Genomic DNA, 18,081 nt, shown 5'->3' on the forward strand with positions numbered 1-18,081 from the left:
GGATGGAAAAGAGTCGATGTGGCGAGTGTATTTGTGAAGAAATGGAACAACTTCTTGAGGAGCAGCAAAAACTTTCATTTGAAGGATTTCGTTTCATTTTTGAAAAAATTGGCTTTGACACAATCCCATTTATCCTTTCAAATGGGAAATGTCCATTTGAAACTTTTGGGGTAACGAGGTATGGAGAATTTTTCACAACACAAGTATTTAGGTTAGAAAATCTTGACCCAAGACATTGTTGCGCAACGCTATCACTCCTTATGCCAGTAGACATGGATGGCTGCCCGGTAGAATTATGTGATGATGTGTATTCGCTGTTAAAAACTGATAACTGCATGATTGTAGACTTGAAATGCTTTTGTACGATTCAGCCGTTATCCCCCAAATTAGTTAATCGGGAGCTGCCCATTATTGAACCAAAATGTTGATAATAAAGGAATTAGGGTCTGCAGTATACTAGTTTGATGGACGGACCCTAATTATTTTTCTAAATAAGTGTGAATCATTTCTTTAGAAGGACAATGCATGTAAAGGGTACGACTTGCTTTTATTACCATTAGTGACAATTATACAGGACAAACATACATATGGGTCAAAGCAGCACATTTGCTAAAGAATGGGCTTATTCTTTTTTTTCAAAACTTACTTATATGGATATGTGTCTATCGCACATTTTTATCTAGGTGAATAGGATATATGGAATTCAAAAAGGAGGTAATGTAAATGTCTGGTGTAGCAGGTGGCTATGGCGGCGGATTTGCCCTACTAGTCGTTTTGTTTATTTTGTTAATCATTATCGGAGCTTCTTGGGGTTGCGGATTCTATTAATATAAAAGAGGAGGACATATAATGTTTGGATATGGTGGTTTTGGTGGCTACGGCTATGGTGGCTGTGGCTGTGGTTACGGAGGGGTTGGATTTGGCGGCGGCTTCGCGCTAATTGTAGTGTTGTTTATCCTTCTAATAATTGTTGGAGCAGCTTGCTTTAGATGGTAATTTGAAAAGAGTTGACAGTTATATAATTAATAATCACAAAAACCCGCTTGTTTATCCCGCGGGTTTTTGCTGTGTTTATGCAAGAACCAGGTTTTCAGTGATGTTTGATGACCCCCAAACAATCTTTTCCACTTCTGAACCTTCCAATGTTTCTTTCTTTAATAAATCAGCTACTAATTGCTGATACTGATGTTGATGGCCCTGAATTAAGGTTTCTGCTTTTTCTAGGCCTTTTGCGAACAGTTCCTGCATTTTCGCCTCTTTCGCTTGTTTGTTAAATGTGAGGGTGAATCCGTCTTGAAGCATTCCTGTATCCACCATTTGTTCGATAATTTGTTTCGCCTGCTCAACGTCTCCGCTAACACCGATGCTGTGTTCACCAAGAAACATTCTTTCGGCAACTCCGCCGGCTAACACCATAGCAACACGGTCAAGCAGGTCAGAGGTTGTCGACAAATGCAGCTCTTTTGGAATGGGTGCTACGTAGCCTAGAGCCTCTCCGCGAGGGATGATGGTAGCTTTTCTAACCGAACCAGGCTTCGTTAACGAGGCAACAATCGCATGGCCGGCTTCATGAATGGCAACCCTCCGTTTTGTGTCAAGATCTTTTAGGGAACGAGAGGTGCTTCCTAAAATGGTCCGGTCAAGGGCATAATCAAGGTCTTGCTTTTGAACCATATCCTGGCCATTTCTAACCGCACGTCTGCTCGCTGTTTCAAAAAGGGACTGCAGCTCTGCACCTGAAAAACCAGATGTGCTCTCAGCCAAGTCATCTAACGAAGCAAAAACATCCTTTGCAAAAGACTTGCCTTTTGTATGAATGTTAATAATTTCTCTCCTTCCCTTTGTATCTGGAAGTGGTATTTGAAAGGAGAAGTCAATTCTTCCCGGTCTTAGAAAGGCTTCGTCAAGCATGTCCTTTCTATTTGTTGCAGCAATAAACAAAATTCCATCATTGGAATGACCGCCATCAAGCTGAACAAGAAGTTCCGTTAATGTTTTTTCTGCTTCCTCGCCGCCATGTGCTTTTCGTTTACCGGCTAGTGCATCAACCTCATCGATGAAAATGACGGCAGGACCTTGTTTTCTAGCCGTTTGGAACAAGGAACGGACACGGCTGGCACCAACACCTACAAACAATTCATTAAAAGCTGAGCCACTCGCAGAGAAGAAAGCGGCATTTAATTCACGAGCGATTGCTTGAGCTAATAAGGTTTTACCAGTTCCCGGAGGTCCGTATAATAAAATCCCTTTAGGTGGTTTAATTCCTAACTTAATAGCTCGCTCCGGTTCTTTTAAGGTAGAGAGAGTTTGCATTATTTCTTCTTTCATTTCCTCACCAAGTCCACCTACATCTTCCAAGCTTATTGAAGGGAGGGGGCGTGATTTTGCGACGCTATTTTTCATTGAGTTATGAAGGCCAAAGCCTCCTTTTGTTTTTTGCAAGGCAAATGCGGCTCCCGCAAGGAGTAGAATAATCCCGCCCATAATCCATTTTCCATAACGGCTGCTAGTAGAATATGAATAGTCGATATTATATTTTTCCACAAGTTTATCAATCATTTGACTATTTGGTGGTACATGGGAAACGAATTCTGACTTTCCTGCTTTTATATAAAGGCTTCCGTCCGCCCGTTCTATAAGAGTAACTGTTGCTCCATTTTGACTTTGAATGGTTTTCTCGACAGAAGAGAATGGGATGGTAACCTCATTATTTGAAGTTTGGAAATACCAAACTAAACCTGCCATGACTAATAATAGCGCTGTGAATAGCGGAATAAACTTTGAAACTATTTTTTTACTTTGATTCATTTGCTTCATCTCCTTTAACAGAGTCTTCCTTATTATAAGGGAAATCCCAGAAAAATGGATATGGGAATCAGTGGAAGGAAAGGAAAACGTGTATTAGGAATATAAAAACACACTACCGGAATTTGGAAAGTGTGTTTTGGAATTCTATGATAATAAACGAAGATGCGGGATAATCGGCATTAGGACACTTTGTGCAAGGACACCAATGCTAACCCCAATGCTTGATGTTTTACTCCAATTAAAAACATGAACTTTTTCGTCTTTTCCTTCATACAAAAATAATAGCTGCTCACCATCTTCAGCAATGCCAATTTTATTATAGGTGACGTTGTTTTGCTCGAGGACAATTTCGAACGCTTTATGCAACAATGCTAATGTTTGTTGATCAATTTTATTAATTTCCATATATCCTCCTAGGGTATCTCATTTATGTACACCCTTATTATATTATTTTACCATAGGAGATTAAAGAAAAAATCAATGTCAACCAATTGAAATATTGCAAACTGAACGTTTGCGAGATAAGATTGAAGTTATGGAAAAAAATTTTTTTGATTGTTAGAAGAGAGGAAGACAAGATGGGTAACAATTTTAGAGATGAAGTATTGTCACGCCGGACATTTGCGATTATTTCCCACCCGGATGCCGGAAAAACAACACTAACGGAAAAATTATTATTATTCGGTGGAGCCATTCGTGATGCCGGTACTGTTAAAGCAAAAAAAACAGGGAAATTTGCCACAAGTGACTGGATGGAAATTGAAAAGCAACGTGGAATTTCAGTCACATCCAGTGTAATGCAATTTGATTATAATGGAATTCGCGTCAATATTTTGGATACACCAGGACACCAGGATTTCAGTGAAGATACGTACAGAACTTTAATGGCTGTAGACAGTGCGGTGATGATTGTCGATTCGGCAAAAGGGATTGAGGAACAAACACTAAAATTATTTAAAGTATGCCGTATGCGTGGTATTCCAATCTTTACGTTTATGAATAAGCTAGATCGCCAAGGGAAAGCGCCCCTTGAGTTGCTGGCTGAACTAGAAGAAGTTCTCGGAATCGAATCGTATCCGATGAACTGGCCGATTGGAATGGGAAAAGAATTCCTCGGCATATATGACCGTTTTAACAATCGAGTTGAACAATTTCGTGTAGGTGATGATCAGCGGTTTATCCCATTAAATGATGATGGGGAAATTGCAGGAGACCATCCATTGAAATCGTCAGGACTGTATGACCAAACACTTGATGAAATCATGTTGCTAAATGAAGCGGGCAATTCATTTTCAGCTGAAAAAGTGGCAGCAGGCACCTTGACACCTGTATTCTTTGGAAGTGCATTAACAAACTTTGGTGTCCAAACATTTCTTGAGTCCTATCTAAAATTTGCTCCCCCACCGAAGGCGCGTAATTCTTCGATTGGAGAAATTGATCCATTAGGAGAACAGTTTTCAGGATTTGTTTTTAAAATTCAAGCCAATATGAATCCTGCACACCGTGACCGGATAGCCTTTGTGCGAGTATGTTCCGGAAAGTTTGAACGTGGGATGACCGTTAATATTCCGCGCTTAGGAAAGCAATTAAAGCTTTCCCAATCAACTTCCTTCATGGCTGAAGAACGAAATACAGTGGATGAAGCTGTTAGTGGCGATATTATTGGTTTATATGACACAGGCACATACCAAATTGGCGATACGATTACAACTGGCAAGGATGATTTCCAATATGAGAGATTGCCGCAGTTTACTCCAGAATTATATGTTAAGGTTTCAGCTAAGAACGTTATGAAGCAAAAATCCTTTTATAAAGGTATTCAGCAGCTTGTTCAAGAAGGAGCAATCCAGCTCTTTAAAACAGTTAGGATGGATGAGTATTTATTAGGAGCTGTTGGACAGCTTCAGTTTGAAGTATTTGAGCATCGGATGAGAAATGAGTATAATGCTGAGGTTTTAATGGAACGTATGGGGTCCAAAATTGCCAGGTGGGTTGAAAACGATACGGTTGATGAAAACCTTTCAAGTTCCCGAAGCCTATTGGTAAAAGATCGTTATGACCATTTGGTATTTTTATTTGAAAACGACTTTGCTCTAAGATGGTTCCAAGAAAAAAATCCAAATGTCAAACTGTACAATCCAATGGATCAACACGAATAGAAAATTTGCAGCGGGAATAATCCTGCTGTTTTTTTTTATTACTTTTTAGAAAGATTAAGGTTTTGAATGTTTTGTGATTCCCCGTTATTTTAACCTTAGAATGGATAAGCTAACTGAGAAGTTTGTTATTCTAAAATTGCCAAAAAGAAGCGGGATTGTACTATGAAAAAAATGAGCAAATTGGAAGCCGTATTATGGAATATTGCTTTTCCTGGTTTCAGTCAATTGTTAATGGGCCATTATATCAAAGGAGTATTGTTTGTTGTTTTAGAATTTGTTATGAATGTTAATAGCCGCTTTAACCAGGCGATCATGTACAGTTTCTTAGGCGAAATCGAAAAGGCTGAGGCGGTCATAGACTATCAATGGCTTATGTTTTATCCATGTGTCTATTTGTTTTCTATGTGGGATGGTTATCGCTCTGCCATGCCGGCAGATGAAAAATATTCCTTTTTGCCTTTTGTTTTTTGTGCGTACTTTGTCACAGTTGGTTTAATGGTATCGCCAAAAGTGACGATTTTCCAAATCCACCCAGGTCCTGTTTTTTTACCAATGTTGTTTTTAATTCCGGGGCTGTTAATTGGGTTTTTTATTAAATATTTATTAGCTGCAAAACTTCACACGAAATAATTATCTTAATGCTTCAAATCAGGATTTACTGGGTTGAAGCATTTTTTTTTGTAAAAAATATTTTTAAACCCCCACAAATGATTTCAGTGGAAACGTACCTTTGTAGTAAATGCGGCTGTAAAAATTGCTTAACCGATAAAGTCCAAAGTAACAGTCATATGTTATAATTGGTCGAATAGAGGTGAGCAAATGCTAGGTTTATTGTTTATGACCAACAAGAAAAAAAGAACGTTAGAAGAAACTGTCCTGTTAATTCAACATGGTGATCGCTTCTTGATTGATGAACTAATTGATGCTTATAAGCCGTTTATTGCAAAAACAGTATCTTCTGTATGCAGGCGGTATATATATGAAACTGATGATGAATTTAGCATTGGCCTAATCGCATTTAATGAAGCAATAGAAAAATACTCTTCAGAGCGTGGAAGCTCTCTACTAAGTTTTTCAGAAGTAATCATTAAAAGAAGAGTTATTGACTATATTCGCAAACAGACTAAAAATCAACATATCAGTATTGATATAACCAATGCCAGTCAAGAAGAAGAATCAGCAGGAATGGTTATTGTAAATGAACTTTCCCTTGATGAGTACCATAAAAAGAATGACGAACAATTAAGAAGGGATGAGATTCTTCATTTTCAGAATTTATTAACAACCTTTGATTTAAGCTTTAGCGACTTGGTTGAAAATTCTCCTAAGCATGCTGATGCTCGGAAAAGCGCTATTTTGATAGCGAAAATGTTAGTCGAAAACCATGAATTAAAAGAACTATTATTTGAAAAAAAGCGGCTTCCCATTAAGCAATTAGAAAAAATGGTGAAAGTCAGCAGAAAGACGATTGAACGGAACCGAAAATATATTATAGCGATTGCACTTATATTATCAAGTGATTATGTGTATATGAAGGATTATATAAAGGGGGTGCTAGAACCATGAAAAAAGGAATAATAATGGAAATAGATGATGCTCATTTAACGCTTTTAACCCCCGAAGGTGAGTTTCTACGGGCAAGAAGACAAGACCACCCATATACAATGGGTGAAGAAATTCACTTTTCCCCGATTGAAAGCGTCAATTACATAAAACCGTGGGCTTCTGTAAAAAATATTTTTAAGTATAAATCGGTCTGGGCCGCTATAGCAGTCCTATTCTTTTTTCTTAGCTCATTTATTCCACTCAATCAAACTAATAATGCTTATGCCTATATGTCTATTGATGCGAATCCAAGTATCGAGTTTGGGGTAAATAAAAAAATGCAGGTTGTAGAGTTAACTGGTTTCAATAAAGAAGGAAAGAAAATCGTGTCAGAACTAAATGATTGGAAGAAAAAAGATGTCTCTGAATTGACAAAGTCCATTCTAGTTGAAATGAAGAAAGCCGGTTTACTTACAAATAACGAACATGTCATTATAACTACAGTGCGGACTGAAAAGCCAGAGAAAAAAGCAGAAAAAGAACTGCAAAAGAAAATGAATAGTATTAAAGAAGCGGCAGATAATCAGAAATTAGATTTGATAGTATTAATAGGCACGGAAAAAGAACGCGAAAAAGCACGTGAACATGGGATTTCTACAGGAAAATACCAGGAAAATAAAAATCAGTCCTCTCAAAAGGAAAAGCAGAATACTATCGAGAAGAAACAGGAACAAAAAGCCATATCATCGGAAACTAATAAGGCGGTTTCGCCTGGTCAACAAAAAAAACAGGGTGATGATGTTCAAAATAATGGATTAACTGAAAGCAAACCGGAAGGTGGAACGAAAGGTTGGGAAGGGAATTCTATTCCTCCGGGTCAATTGAAAAAAGCTGATGAAGACCAATGGAAACAAAACCAAGGGAACCAAAATCAAGGGAACCAAAACCATGGGAACCAGAATCAAGGGAACCAAAACCAAGGGAACCAAAACCATGGGAACCAGAATCAAGGGAACCAAAACCATGGGAACCAGAATCAAGGGAACCAAAACCATGGGAACCAAAATCAAGGGAACCAAAACCAAGGGCAATTCAAAAATCAAGGTCAACAACAAGGGAATGGTAACCAACAAAACAAGTGGAATCAGAAACAGCAGGAGAATGATTCTAATCAGCAAAATCATTGGAATCAAAAAAATCATAAAAATGAGTAAAAGTCCGGCTAAAAACCGGACTTTTTTCCATATTTATTTAATTATTGTTTGGTAAACTGTCCAGACATTTGGGCTTGTGCTTGTTGTACAAGTCTTTTTGTAATCTCGCCACCTACTGACCCGTTTGCTCTGGAAACTGTATCTGAACCTAATTGAACACCGAATTCTTGAGCTATTTCGTATTTTACCTGATCTAAATACTGCTCAATCCCAGGTACTAATAATTTATTGCTGCTATTTGCCATTTTGGTCAACTCCTTTTTTCTTACAGAGATTCTAAACCTCTGTAAATGTATTATTTATCTCTGTACCGTTTTCATAAGTGGTAATGTTTTGCCAAACTGGTATTTGAATCAAGATTAGAGTCTTCCGCTTTTCTTTTTAATCTGTCCCTTTACCAACATCTTTTGTAGGATGCATAAACGGGACGGCTTGAGGTTTTCTTTTACTTTCAAGCAGCTCACGATTTTCTGTGGTGTTCCAGCCAATATCATTTGTAGGATGGACCCATTCGTCACCAGCCATTACCTCAGGGTCTGTATTCTTTGACCAATTCTCTAAAGGAGAATTTTCGGAAGCATACATACTGTCACCAATTGTAACACCATGTTTGTTAACAAAAGGCGCCTCCATTTTGATGCCGGTACCTTCAAAGCTTGGAGCATTTATTTGATGCGGCATTGTTTCGTTTATCGTTAATTGCTCAGCAACCTCTTTATTTTTTGACTGTTTCATTCTGCTCACTCCTGTTTTTCCTTATTTTCTTCTTGAAAGGAAATTTTATTTATGAAAAAAAAGGAATGTTTGATTATAATCAATTTGTTTAAAACTATGGAAGTACGGATAATTTTTTTAGGAGGAAAACGTCATGGCAAAGCGAAAAGCTGAATTTGATGCAGTGGAAAAATATACGAAGACACCTCACAAAAATGTTCAAGAAAGTGAATTTTCTGCGGAGTTTACTGATAATAACAATGCCATTAGGTTTGCCAACCGCAATTCAAAATTAGGGAAAAAGGGAAGAAGTTAAGTGAAAGACCGCCGTAAAATGCCTCCTCGCATTCCGACTGAAGAATTCAGTATTGAGTACGGTGATGTGAATGGATCAAAGCTGTATGAAACGAAAGAGGGATTAAAGAAATACAAATTAGGTAAAAAAAAATAAGCCGGAAAGTCCGGCTTATTTCTTTACTGTAAAAGGGAAAATGAGAGTCCGATTATTTAATGGATCAAAGTAGCCCAATAGGCAAGCTGGATGGCTTTTAATCTCTCCTGTTATTAAAAACTTTGATAAATCAAAGGAAAGCTCTTCTAGCATCGTATGCTTAAATAATTCCTTTTCATCAAGTTTTAGCTCGTTGAACTCTTGGCCTAATAGGTCTGGGTTCTCAATGATTTGTTTATACAATTGTGTTCGCTTAGTCTTGTCAAAACCTGTTTCCCACCAAGGTTTCCTAGGCTTGTATTTATGATTTTTAAGGTAATCATACTTCATAAGTCCTTCAATCACATCAAGATTTTCGACAGATTTTTGTTCAAGAAAGGAGAACAATCGACGGAATAAATCTTCAAGCTGGTGCCCAATTCTTGACCATCCCCGCTCGTCCCAATATGATCCAAACTCCTGGAAGAAATCAAATGGTGAAGGGAAGACATTTGTTACCAAGTATTCTACAGTGTAATCCATTCTATGGTCATTCCAATACTTTTCTAGTACATCCTCAACTTGTTTGATTCTGACAATATCGTCGAAAGAAAGAACATTATTACTTAGGATTTCGTAGGGGGAATGATCCATATATACATATTGTTGGTCAGCAGCACGCAGGCGTACCCCTGTACCCCGCAGCATTTTCAAAAATCCTAGTTGCAATTCTTCCGGTCTCATCTCAAATACATCGTTGAAGGTTTTGCGAAAAGATGAATAATCCTCCTCCGGAAGTCCAGCAATTAAGTCGAGATGCTGGTCAATCTTGCCGCCTTCTTTTACCATTGTTACGGTTCTGGTCAGCTTTGCAAAATTTTGCTTCCGCATGACGAGCTCATTTGTAAAGTCATTTGTGGACTGAACGCCAATTTCAAAGCGAAAAAGTCCTTTTGGAGCCTCTTGGTTTAAAAATTCAATTACCTCCGGACGCATGATGTCAGCAGTAATTTCAAATTGAAACACGGTGCCGGGAAGATGCTCATCAATTAGAAAGCGGAACATTTCCATGGCATAGCTTCGGCTGATATTAAAGGTGCGGTCAACGAACTTAATGGTTTTTGCCCCATTTTCCATTAAATAGCGGATATCGGCTTTGATTTTTTCCCTATCAAAATAACGAACCCCTACTTCAATAGAAGAAAGGCAAAACTGGCAGCTAAATGGGCAGCCCCTGCTTGTTTCAATATAGGTTACGCGCTTGCCTAAAGTCGGAATATCCTCGGGGAAGCGATATGGTGATGGAAGCTCTTTAAGATCTAGTTTATTCATTTGCGGTGTCATGATAACATGGCCATCCGGATCCCTATAGGCAATTCCATGGACATTTCGATAGTTATTGTCTGTTTCGATTTCAGTTAATAATTGCTTAAAGGTTAATTCACCCTCGCCGATGACAATATAATCGACATCGGGATGTTCTTCCATCCAAACCATCGTATCATAGGTTACTTCAGGTCCACCTAAGACAATAATGATCGACGGATCAACTTTTTTAAGCATATTCACCACTTTTAGGGTTTCTTCGATGTTCCAAATATAACAACTAAATCCAATCACCGCTGGTTTTGCCTGATAAAGCTCTGAAACGATGTTCATAACTGGATCCTTAATTGTGTACTCTTTAATTTGTATGTTAAATTCCGGAGCGGCATAGGCCTTTAAATAGCGAATCGCAAGGTTTGTATGGATAAACTTTGCATTCAAAGTTGAACAAATGACATTCATAAAGTAGCTCCTTTTCAATTATAAAACAAAGAATAATTATATCTTATTTTAGACCAAAAAGATAGCGGACAAACTGTTTGTCGAGCAAGCAACATAATTGGACTTACAAGATTTCTCAATAAAATGAACCCTGTTACATAACAATCATCACTCTGTTATATAATTGGATAACCCGAAAAAGTCAGTTATATTAACAGTTACTTTACAAAAAAGTAATGTGTTATAAAAAATACCGGCATATGTTTAACTTTTGTCACAGCTAAAAAAATGTAAGTGTCCTACAATAACTTTGGGGAAGTTACATTTTTATGTCTTTTTCGTGTGAAATTTATGAACGAAATTGTCAAGCAGAAGCTTCTTATCTAGGTGCTTCCGCTTTTCTAAAATGGGGAGGGGCATTATGTCTATTTTACCGAAAAAAAATGAACTGGGATTTTTTGAAATTCGGCTTGAATCAATCGGAGGCTTAGGAGCTAACTTAGCTGGAAAAATGTTAGCGGAAGCTGGTGTATTAAGTCTTGGTTTAAGAGGATCCAATTTTTCATCATATGGATCTGAGAAGAAAGGTTCTCCAGTAAAAAGCTTCATTCGTTTTTGTGATCCAGATGTAGAAATCAGGGATCATAGTCCAATTGAACAACCACATATCGTGGGTGTTTTCCATGAAGCGTTATACCGAACTGTTAATGTTGTCAGCGGTTTAAATGCTGATGGCATCGTTTTAGTTAATACTACAAGAGATTTTGATGATGTTAAAAAGGATTTACAGTTAGAATACGGTACACTTGCCATTGTGGATGCCCTTGCCATTGCGGTTGAGGAAAAAACAAAAGTAAATACAGCGATGCTCGGTGCTTTATATCGTATTTGTGATTTTCTTGATCCGGAATCAATGAGAGATGTGATTCGCAAGACATTTACAAAGAAATTTCCTCATCTTGTTGAACCAAATATCCGTACGTTTGACCGCGGATACAATGAAGTTCAATTTAAAACGTATGAAGTGACAGAAGGTGCTGAAGGGAAGGCCTTCACACGTCCACTTCCACAGCTTGGCTACATGACCCAGGAAATTGGCGGTGTCATGGTTTCGCAAGCAAATAGTATTTTTAAAGATTTAAGCGGTTCACGCCAAGGATTTCTTCCTGAGTTCCAACAAGAAAAATGTATTCACTGCGCAGCTTGTGATAATGTATGTCCTGATTTTTGTTTTGTTTGGGAAGAGGGAGAAGATAAGCGCGGCAGAAAACAAATGTTCCTTAAAGGAATTGACTATCAATATTGTAAAGGCTGCTTAAAATGTGTGGAAACCTGTCCAACTGATGCCCTTGGCGATCTTCGTGAAATGCTTGGATATGCTGACGAAAACCGTGTAAAACAAAACTTTCCTTATGTAGCAGGAGGGATTCTTTAATGGCAATGTTAGAAGATAAATTAACGACACAAGGTACAGCAGAACAAATTTCAACCTTTGAATCAGGAAATGAAATGGCTGCAACTGCAGCTGCTCAAATAAATTATCATATTATGGGTTATTTCCCAATTACACCGTCAACAGAAGTAGCCCAATTTTTAGATCAAATGAAGACACGCGGTGAACATGATATTAAGTTGATACCTGCAGACGGTGAGCACGGGTCAGCTGGTATTTGCTATGGCGCTGCTGCTACAGGGGCACGTGTGTTCAATGCTACAAGTGCAAATGGATTCTTATATATGCTTGAACAGATGCCAGTACAGTCAGGAACTAGATTTCCAATGGTTATGAATTTAGTTACTCGTGCAGTCAGCGGACCACTTGATATTCGTGGAGATCACTCTGACCTTTATTATGCATTGAATACTGGCTGGGTTATTTTAACTGCAAAAACACCACAAGCCGTTTATGATATGAATATTATGGCGTTAAAAATTGCTGAACACTCAAAAGTTCGATTGCCAGTAATTGTTGCTTATGATGGATTCTTTACTTCCCACCAAAAACGCAGAGTTGAATACTTCAAAGACCGCAAAGTGGTGCAGCAATTTGTTGGTGAATGTCCGACAGATTACAACTTTGTGAGGGATTTGAGCAAGCCAGTAACCATCGGTGCACATATGAGCGGTGATGATTTCATCAACAATCATTTCCAGCAATCAGAAGCAATCTACAATGCTGGTGAAGTATTTAAAGAAGTTTCTGCAGAATATGCGAAACTTTCAGGAAGAGAATATCCTGTGCTCGATTTATATAAAATGGAAGATGCTGATGTGGCTCTCTTCCTATTAAACTCAGCTGCAGAATCAGCGAAGGATGTAGTTGATCAGCTTCGTGAAAAAGGAATAAAGGCGGGTGTCATTAGTCCAAATATCATCCGTCCTTTCCCTGCAAAGGAAATACGCGAGGCCCTTAAAAATGTGAAATCATTATTGGTTGGTGAACGTGCAGATTCCTACGGTGCAAATGGGCCAAACTTAACACATGAAGTAAAATCGGCACTTCAAGATGACAAGAATAACAAAACAATCGTGTTAAGTCGGGTATTTGGTCTTGGCGGTAAAGATTTCTATGCTACTGATGCCGAGAAGTTCTTTGATACGGCAATCGACACAATGGAAAAGGGTTATGCTGAAAAGCCGTTTGATTACTATGGACATATTCCTGGCAACCCGGAAAAAATCCTTAAACCTGTCATTTTACCGCAGCATGGTGATGTATATAAATCAGGTTTAATTGATGTGAAAATGGATGAAGAAACGAATAAATTAAAGGTGAAAATACCTCCGCTTCGTGCTTTGACGGGAAAACCAAAACGGATTGCGTCTGGCCACGGGGCATGTCCAGGATGTGGAATTTTTGCAGGTATAGAGCTATTCTTTAAAGGAATTGAGGGGGATATTGTTACCCTATTCCAAACAGGCTGTGCTTATGTAACCACCACTGGCTATCCGAGCACCTCACATAAGCAGACGATGATGCACAACTTGTTCCAAAATGGAGCTGCGACATTATCAGGTACGCTGGAAGCGTTTATGGAATTAAAAAGCCGTGGTGAAATTAACATTTCCGACGATGCAACCTTTGTGATGATCACTGGTGATGGTGGTATGGATATTGGCATGGGGTCGGCCATTGGTACAGCGCTTCGTGGACATAAGCTGATTATGCTTGAGTATGATAATGAAGGCTATATGAATACGGGCTCACAAATGTCTTATTCTACCCCAATGGGTCATATGACTAGCACATCTGGAGTAGGGAAGAAGCAGCAAGGAAAAGCGTTTCATCATAAAGATACAGCGCAAATTATGGCTGCCACCAATATTCCTTATGTGTTTACGGGATCAGAGGCATTTCCGCAAGACTTAGTGAAAAAAGGTGCAAAGGCACAATGGTACGCACAAAATGTGGGAACGGTTTACGGTAAAATTCTTATCACATGTCCATTAAACTGGAAATCTGATGACCGTTTCGGTACGAAAATTGTCGAAGCTGCAGTAGATTCTTGCTTCTTCCCGCTATATGAAGTAGAGCAAGGAGTTACCACGATTACGTATAATCCGGAAGATAAGAATAAACGCATTCCGCTTTCCGAATGGTTAAAATATATGGGCAAAACTAAACATCTGCTAAAAGAGGATAATAAACCAATTTTAGAAGAGTTTGAAGCAGAAGTAGAAAAAAGGTGGCAGCGCCTAATGGCTAAACATGAAAATTCAATGTTATAAAAAAATTGAAAACGCAAAGTACTTTTGGTGCTTTGCGTTTTTTTGCTGTTTGACTTTGATTCATCTTCGTGATAAATGAAAAATTTGTAGGTCGGCAGAAAAGGAATTTTAGCGTATTATGTAGAATATATGATTCTATATGATTGCTTGATTAAAGAAGTTCGCGGGGTGCTATAAGTTGGAGAAGCAGTTCAATCAGGAATATCCTTTACCTTATGATAAAAATATAGAACAGACGAAGGGAACGGATTTGCAGAAAAGCGAACAAAAATACAGACAGATTTTTGAAGATTCCATAGACGGACTTATTCTCTGGGATCATGAACATCGGATTGTTGATGTAAATGCTGCCGCTGAAAAAATGATTGGTTTACCAAAGAAAAAATTAATTGGAAACCGGGTATATGAACCAAATACCCCGCTGGAGGGGAAAAAACAAGAAATTTTGAAGCATATTGATCAGCTTCTTCATAAAGGAAAAACCGCATCCTCAATCATCTTTGAAATGGAGGATGGTAAAAAGAGATATTTTGAATTCTCTTCCAAAGGGGATATTGTCGGGGGCGTAAATTTTACAGTATTTAAGGATGTAACAGAAAAAGTAGTCATGCAAGAACAGCTGCGGAAATCTGATACATTAAATGTAATTGGTGAACTTGCGGCAGGAATTGCTCATGAAATACGAAATCCTATGACAGCTTTGAAAGGGTTCATTCAATTACTTGAAGGCAGTATTACAAAAGAGCATTCGATGTATTATCAAATTATTACCACAGAATTACAACGAATTGATTCAATTATTAATGAAATTCTAATCCTTGCAAAACCGCAGGCAATTAGCTTTCAGGAAAAGGATATAATTCAAATTATGAAGGAAACGGTTGACCTGCTTACAGCGCAGGCGGTTCTTTATAACGTTCAATTTGTAACAGAATATGATGCCGGGCTTCCGCTTGTATTTTGTGAACCCAATCAATTGAAAAAGGTCTTTATTAATTTAATAAAGAATGCTATCGAGGTAATGCCAGGTGGAGGGAATATTACGATTACCATCAAGAAAATGGAAAACCAGCAAATTCAGATAAAAATCAAGGACGAAGGAATGGGGATTTCTGAAGAAAAGATAAAAAAGCTTGGTGAACCGTTTTACACGACAAAAGACCGGGGAACGGGACTTGGGTTGATGGTAAGCTATAGAATCATCGATGAACATAAAGGAACGATCAACATTGAAAGTGAGGAAGGGAAGGGGACGATTTTTTATATTTATTTGCCAACTAATCATAACAACAATAACCCAATGGTTTAAAAACACTTTCGTCCTTTTCCGGAAGTGTTTTTTCATTATGTAGTCTAAACCTGAATAAAAAAGCAATCCGAATGGATCCGGATTGCTTTTATTGGGATTACAATACACCATGGACTTTTTCAATGAAAGAGGGGACGTCGGTGATTTCTTTTCGTTGTTTAATTAGGATTTTCCCTAGTTCTAATGTCGTCCGTTTGGCTGCTAATCTAATTTGTTCATCTTCAATACTATCTAAATCTGCAACATGTGCGAGTCCAATCGTTCTTCTGATTAATTCGCAGCCGGCAAATCCAATGGAATCCTCAAAAAACTTTGATAAATTATAGCCTAAGAATGTATCAGTTTTAGCAGAAAGCTCTTTATTTTCTGTATTCCAGAGACGTGAAAACTCGTCTTTAAAGACACTCCATACTGTTTCAATATGACGAATAAAGTGATCACGTTTTGAATCGTTCGCAATAACCTCGAAGAGAAGATTCGCAAATACTTGGCCAATATCAAAACCGGCAGGGCCATAGAAAGCGAACTCTGGATCAATGACCTTTGTATCTGAATTGCCTGCAAAAATGCTTCCGGTATGCAGGTCACCGTGGAGGAGAACTTCTGCCTGTGTTAAAAAGCTTCTTTTCAACACATTTACATGAAACTTCAGTTCCGCGTCTTGCCAAAGAGCTTCGACGTCAGTCCGTAAGCTATCCTCAAATTCGTTTGTGTCCGCATCAAAATAGGGATCAGTAAAAATTAAATCCTCGGTAATTTTGCAAAGCTCCGGATTGATAAACTTTTGCACCTGCGCTTTTTTTGCAGCGGGGCCTAAGCCATAATCTGACGTATAGAATAGTGTTTTGGCGAGATATTCGCCCAAATGTTTAGAGATTAGCGGGTATGTTTCCCCGTTAATAAATCCCGTTCTAGCAATTAAAAGATGGGAAAGATCCTCCATTACAGTGACGGCTAGCACGTCATCTGTAAAATAAACCTTGGGAACGTAATCTGGTGCAAGCTGCCCAAAAGTCTTTAAGGCATCTGCTTCAATTTTGGCCCTTTTTAAAGTTAACGGCCAGCTTTCGCCAACGACTTTGGCATAAGGAAGAGCTTGTTTAATGATAACGCCTTTTCCACCCTTCACATCGACTATATGAAAAACTAGATTTAAATTACCATCACCAATCTCCCTGCAGGATAGTTCTGCATTTTCAGTGAAAATAGGTAGACTTAATGCCAATTCGATGGCGGCAGGTTCAGTTAATGGCTCGTATGACGTTTGCTTAAGTTGACTCATAATAAATTCCTCCTTGTTATGGAGGCTTTAAAAGTGCAATAAGGCACTAAAAAAGCCTCTTTCTCATCTGAAAGAGGCTAGAAGACATTGTCTATCACACCTCTTATCTCTCAGAAAGATTATCCTTCTGTTGGAATTAGCACCGTGCCATATTGGGAAAATAACCCCACGCGTTAACTGCGCCCCATTTAAAAAAATGGAGATCCGGTCGGTTGCTGGGCTTCAAAGGGCCAAATCCCTCAGCCAGCTCGTGATAAGAGTAAAGCTATTCAATATGGTAAAAATAATAACAGTTTCATAAATATAGTGTCAATATATTTTGAAAATTATTTATAAAACCGTGGTTTTCTATCTTCAAAAACTGGAATCTTCTTACGGATTTCCTTTACTAGCGCCACATCAATCTCGGTGGATAAGATTTCTTCCTTTTCCCCAGCCTCTGCAATCACTTCTCCCCAAGGATCAATTACCATCGAATGTCCGGCAAATTGATTATTCGGATCGCTACCAGATCGGTTGCAGGCAATCACATAACATTGATTTTCAATTGCCCTCGCGATTAAAAGAGCACGCCAATGCTCCAAGCGTAGTAAAGGCCATTCGGCAACAACGAATAATGCTTCCGCTCCTTCTGAAGTATGTGCACGAATCCACTCAGGAAAACGGATATCATAACAAATAACACCTGCAAACGACTGATCTTCAATCTGAAATAATCCTTTTTCAGCACCGGCTTGCAGATAGAGATGCTCATCCATTAGTTTAAAAAGATGTAGTTTACTATAGCGATGAGCAAGCTGGCCATCTTTTGTAACAATAAGCAGTGTGTTCATTACCCCGTTTTCTTCACGGTTTGCCACAGAGCCTCCTACAAAATGAACATGAAATTTCTTTGCCGCATTTTGGAGAAATTCAATCGTTTGCTTGGCATCTTTGTCGGCAATCTCATCAAGTCGTGTTAAGTCATAGCCTGTTGTCCACAGTTCTGGAAGGACAATGATATCAGGGTGCTCATTCATTGCTTTTTCAATTAACCTTTCAGCAGATTGATAGTTTTTTAAAGGGTCACCAAAGGAGATATCCATTTGTAGACAAGTAATTTTTAATTTCACAAATCTTCACCT

The 18,081-nt window shown here is 38.4% G+C and carries 19 protein-coding genes and 1 riboswitch; of the genes, 12 read left to right on the forward strand and 7 right to left on the reverse strand.

The features are described 5' to 3' along the window. Positions 1-2 precede the first annotated feature (2 nt). The 3 genes from ACIQXV_RS22165 to ACIQXV_RS22175 all read left to right on the forward strand — a co-directional run bounded on the left by ACIQXV_RS22165 (position 3) and on the right by ACIQXV_RS22175 (position 996). On the forward strand, positions 3-428 hold the full coding sequence (locus tag ACIQXV_RS22165; protein WP_402962162.1) for a CotY/CotZ family spore coat protein: 426 nt from the start codon (positions 3-5) through the stop codon (positions 426-428). Between the two features lie 295 nt (positions 429-723). Next, positions 724-828 (forward strand): YjcZ family sporulation protein, encoded by a 105-nt coding sequence (locus tag ACIQXV_RS22170; RefSeq protein WP_402962164.1) that lies wholly within the window; start codon positions 724-726, stop codon positions 826-828. Positions 829-849: 21 nt separating this feature from the next. Next, on the forward strand, positions 850-996 hold the full coding sequence (locus tag ACIQXV_RS22175) for a YjcZ family sporulation protein (protein ID WP_402962165.1): 147 nt from the start codon (positions 850-852) through the stop codon (positions 994-996). Between the two features lie 75 nt (positions 997-1,071). Here ACIQXV_RS22175 and ACIQXV_RS22180 read toward each other — a convergent pair whose 3' ends face one another. Both ACIQXV_RS22180 and ACIQXV_RS22185 read right to left on the reverse strand, forming a co-directional pair. Beyond that, positions 1,072-2,808 carry an AAA family ATPase gene (locus ACIQXV_RS22180; RefSeq protein ID WP_402962167.1) on the reverse strand — a complete coding sequence of 579 codons (1,737 nt, stop codon included), beginning with the start codon at positions 2,806-2,808 and terminating at the stop codon, positions 1,072-1,074. A gap of 144 nt (positions 2,809-2,952) precedes the next feature. Next, positions 2,953-3,213, reverse strand: coding sequence for a hypothetical protein (locus ACIQXV_RS22185; RefSeq protein WP_402962169.1), 261 nt, complete (start codon positions 3,211-3,213; stop codon positions 2,953-2,955). Between the two features lie 173 nt (positions 3,214-3,386). Here ACIQXV_RS22185 and ACIQXV_RS22190 point away from each other — a divergent pair, with 173 nt between their 5' ends. The 4 genes from ACIQXV_RS22190 (at position 3,387) to ACIQXV_RS22205 (ending at position 7,726) form a co-directional block, all read left to right on the forward strand. Further along, positions 3,387-4,967 (forward strand): peptide chain release factor 3, encoded by a 1,581-nt coding sequence (locus ACIQXV_RS22190; RefSeq protein WP_402962170.1) that lies wholly within the window; start codon positions 3,387-3,389, stop codon positions 4,965-4,967. A 162-nt stretch (positions 4,968-5,129) separates the two neighbouring features. Continuing rightward, entirely contained in the window at positions 5,130-5,597 is a 468-nt protein-coding gene (locus tag ACIQXV_RS22195; RefSeq protein ID WP_402962172.1) for a hypothetical protein, read from the forward strand. 189 nt (positions 5,598-5,786) lie between these two features. After that, positions 5,787-6,533 (forward strand): RNA polymerase sigma factor SigI, encoded by a 747-nt coding sequence (gene sigI / locus ACIQXV_RS22200; RefSeq protein WP_402962174.1) that lies wholly within the window; start codon positions 5,787-5,789, stop codon positions 6,531-6,533. Beyond that, positions 6,530-7,726, forward strand: a complete 1,197-nt coding sequence (locus ACIQXV_RS22205; protein WP_402962175.1) for an anti-sigma factor domain-containing protein — start codon at positions 6,530-6,532, stop codon at positions 7,724-7,726. The genes sigI and ACIQXV_RS22205 overlap by 4 nt, the downstream gene beginning before the upstream one ends. A 41-nt stretch (positions 7,727-7,767) precedes the next feature. Here the strand turns inward: ACIQXV_RS22205 and ACIQXV_RS22210 are convergent, their stop codons facing one another. Then, positions 7,768-7,971 (reverse strand): alpha/beta-type small acid-soluble spore protein, encoded by a 204-nt coding sequence (locus ACIQXV_RS22210; protein ID WP_402962177.1) that lies wholly within the window; start codon positions 7,969-7,971, stop codon positions 7,768-7,770. Positions 7,972-8,107: 136 nt separating this feature from the next. After that, the gene (locus ACIQXV_RS22215; RefSeq protein WP_402962178.1) at positions 8,108-8,461 is read right to left on the reverse strand and encodes a DUF3905 domain-containing protein; all 354 of its coding nucleotides are present in this window, start codon (positions 8,459-8,461) and stop codon (positions 8,108-8,110) included. Positions 8,462-8,594: 133 nt separating this feature from the next. Here ACIQXV_RS22215 and ACIQXV_RS22220 point away from each other — a divergent pair, with 133 nt between their 5' ends. Both ACIQXV_RS22220 and ACIQXV_RS22225 read left to right on the forward strand, forming a co-directional pair. Further along, complete coding sequence (locus ACIQXV_RS22220; protein WP_007086172.1) at positions 8,595-8,756, forward strand: hypothetical protein; 162 nt, start codon at positions 8,595-8,597, stop codon at positions 8,754-8,756. Continuing rightward, a complete protein-coding gene (locus ACIQXV_RS22225) occupies positions 8,757-8,891 on the forward strand; it encodes a hypothetical protein (protein WP_402962180.1) in 135 nt (44 codons plus the stop codon). A gap of 15 nt (positions 8,892-8,906) precedes the next feature. On the opposite strand, the gene ACIQXV_RS22230 is transcribed toward ACIQXV_RS22225, so the two are convergent. Beyond that, positions 8,907-10,658 carry a B12-binding domain-containing radical SAM protein gene (locus ACIQXV_RS22230; RefSeq protein WP_402962182.1) on the reverse strand — a complete coding sequence of 584 codons (1,752 nt, stop codon included), beginning with the start codon at positions 10,656-10,658 and terminating at the stop codon, positions 8,907-8,909. Positions 10,659-11,058: 400 nt separating this feature from the next. Between ACIQXV_RS22230 and ACIQXV_RS22235 the strand changes: the two genes are divergently transcribed. The 3 genes from ACIQXV_RS22235 (at position 11,059) to ACIQXV_RS22245 (ending at position 15,675) form a co-directional block, all read left to right on the forward strand. Then, entirely contained in the window at positions 11,059-12,072 is a 1,014-nt protein-coding gene (locus tag ACIQXV_RS22235) for a 2-oxoacid:acceptor oxidoreductase family protein (protein WP_402962184.1), read from the forward strand. Beyond that, a complete protein-coding gene (locus tag ACIQXV_RS22240) occupies positions 12,072-14,366 on the forward strand; it encodes a thiamine pyrophosphate-dependent enzyme (RefSeq protein ID WP_402962186.1) in 2,295 nt (764 codons plus the stop codon). The genes ACIQXV_RS22235 and ACIQXV_RS22240 overlap by 1 nt, the downstream gene beginning before the upstream one ends. Positions 14,367-14,544: 178 nt before the next feature. After that, the gene (locus ACIQXV_RS22245) at positions 14,545-15,675 is read left to right on the forward strand and encodes a PAS domain-containing sensor histidine kinase (protein WP_402962188.1); all 1,131 of its coding nucleotides are present in this window, start codon (positions 14,545-14,547) and stop codon (positions 15,673-15,675) included. A gap of 97 nt (positions 15,676-15,772) precedes the next feature. Here the strand turns inward: ACIQXV_RS22245 and mtnK are convergent, their stop codons facing one another. Continuing rightward, positions 15,773-16,957, reverse strand: coding sequence for an S-methyl-5-thioribose kinase (mtnK, locus tag ACIQXV_RS22250; RefSeq protein WP_402962190.1), 1,185 nt, complete (start codon positions 16,955-16,957; stop codon positions 15,773-15,775). A 100-nt stretch (positions 16,958-17,057) separates the two neighbouring features. Then, positions 17,058-17,217: riboswitch (SAM riboswitch) on the reverse strand. A gap of 66 nt (positions 17,218-17,283) precedes the next feature. Then, on the reverse strand, positions 17,284-18,069 hold the full coding sequence (locus tag ACIQXV_RS22255) for a carbon-nitrogen family hydrolase (RefSeq protein ID WP_402962192.1): 786 nt from the start codon (positions 18,067-18,069) through the stop codon (positions 17,284-17,286). Positions 18,070-18,081: the final 12 nt, after the last annotated feature.

This window comes from Neobacillus sp. NPDC097160 (genome assembly GCF_044762155.1).
In the GTDB taxonomy this organism is placed as follows: Bacteria; Bacillota; Bacilli; order Bacillales; family Cytobacillaceae; genus Neobacillus.

Bases quoted from the DNA above. Each gene is read 5' to 3' on its own strand.
- ACIQXV_RS22165 (WP_402962162.1), top strand. From the start codon at position 3: ATGGAAAAGAGTCGATGTGGCGAGTGTATTTGTGAAGAAATGGAACAA.
- ACIQXV_RS22170 (WP_402962164.1), top strand. From the start codon at position 724: ATGTCTGGTGTAGCAGGTGGCTATGGCGGCGGATTTGCCCTACTAGTC.
- ACIQXV_RS22175 (WP_402962165.1), top strand. From the start codon at position 850: ATGTTTGGATATGGTGGTTTTGGTGGCTACGGCTATGGTGGCTGTGGC.
- ACIQXV_RS22180 (WP_402962167.1), bottom strand. From the start codon at position 2,808: ATGAATCAAAGTAAAAAAATAGTTTCAAAGTTTATTCCGCTATTCACA.
- ACIQXV_RS22185 (WP_402962169.1), bottom strand. From the start codon at position 3,213: ATGGAAATTAATAAAATTGATCAACAAACATTAGCATTGTTGCATAAA.
- ACIQXV_RS22190 (WP_402962170.1), top strand. From the start codon at position 3,387: ATGGGTAACAATTTTAGAGATGAAGTATTGTCACGCCGGACATTTGCG.
- ACIQXV_RS22195 (WP_402962172.1), top strand. From the start codon at position 5,130: ATGAAAAAAATGAGCAAATTGGAAGCCGTATTATGGAATATTGCTTTT.
- sigI (WP_402962174.1), top strand. From the start codon at position 5,787: ATGCTAGGTTTATTGTTTATGACCAACAAGAAAAAAAGAACGTTAGAA.
- ACIQXV_RS22205 (WP_402962175.1), top strand. From the start codon at position 6,530: ATGAAAAAAGGAATAATAATGGAAATAGATGATGCTCATTTAACGCTT.
- ACIQXV_RS22210 (WP_402962177.1), bottom strand. From the start codon at position 7,971: ATGGCAAATAGCAGCAATAAATTATTAGTACCTGGGATTGAGCAGTAT.
- ACIQXV_RS22215 (WP_402962178.1), bottom strand. From the start codon at position 8,461: ATGAAACAGTCAAAAAATAAAGAGGTTGCTGAGCAATTAACGATAAAC.
- ACIQXV_RS22220 (WP_007086172.1), top strand. From the start codon at position 8,595: ATGGCAAAGCGAAAAGCTGAATTTGATGCAGTGGAAAAATATACGAAG.
- ACIQXV_RS22230 (WP_402962182.1), bottom strand. From the start codon at position 10,658: ATGAATGTCATTTGTTCAACTTTGAATGCAAAGTTTATCCATACAAAC.
- ACIQXV_RS22235 (WP_402962184.1), top strand. From the start codon at position 11,059: ATGTCTATTTTACCGAAAAAAAATGAACTGGGATTTTTTGAAATTCGG.
- ACIQXV_RS22240 (WP_402962186.1), top strand. From the start codon at position 12,072: ATGGCAATGTTAGAAGATAAATTAACGACACAAGGTACAGCAGAACAA.
- mtnK (WP_402962190.1), bottom strand. From the start codon at position 16,957: ATGAGTCAACTTAAGCAAACGTCATACGAGCCATTAACTGAACCTGCC.